This window comes from Facklamia sp. HMSC062C11, from assembly GCF_001810675.1.
Classification (GTDB): domain Bacteria; phylum Bacillota; class Bacilli; order Lactobacillales; family Aerococcaceae; genus Facklamia; species Facklamia hominis.
This window is the reverse complement of record NZ_KV802404.1, coordinates 769-1437: the sequence shown is the minus strand read 5'-3', so window position 1 is coordinate 1437 and position 669 is coordinate 769. Positions and strand designations below refer to the sequence as shown.

Below are 669 nucleotides of genomic sequence, written 5' to 3'. Positions count from 1 at the left end.
GGATCTTGATAAGTATGATGCGGACGGTAATCTCTATCAATATACGGTTGAGGAAGTCTTTACGTCGGATCATTTCCGTCAAAAAGGTGAGATTGTCAAAGATTGTCATGGCTTTACCATTACTAATGAATATATCGTACCGAAGACAAGCATCACGGTTGATAAGGTATGGGTAGGTGGACCAAAAGTTAAGCCAACCATTACTTTGGAATTGTTGAGACGGGTAACCGATCAGATCTTGAACTCAGACTTCGATGTTAACAAGCACTCCTTTGTTGAAGGGGATGGAAGTCAGTTTGAAGAAGTGGTTAGTACGATTGAATTGGTAAACGGTACGACCAGCTATCCATGGACTGACCTTCCAGCAACCGATGGAGCAGGTCATCTCTATGCCTATACCGTAAGAGAACGAATTCTTAATAATCAAGACTATCAGTTAGGTACGGAATTGAGTGATAACCATATTGAACTAACCAATATTTACCAAGCTAAGACTCAGATCAAGGTAACTAAGAATTGGCTTGGTGGCGAATCGATGACCAAGCCAGACGTAACCCTTGTTCTTAAGCAAAATAACGTTGAGATTAAACGGATGACCTTAAAAGATGGAGATACAAGCTTCGTATGGACGGATCTCGATAAGTATGATGCGGACGGTAATCTCTATCA

Annotated in this window: 1 protein-coding gene; it reads left to right on the top strand. The window is 41.1% G+C overall.

Going from position 1 to position 669, the window contains the following annotated elements:
* A partial coding sequence (locus HMPREF2758_RS08935) for a Cna B-type domain-containing protein (RefSeq protein WP_168163137.1) occupies positions 1 to 669 on the top strand: 669 nt, incomplete at both ends.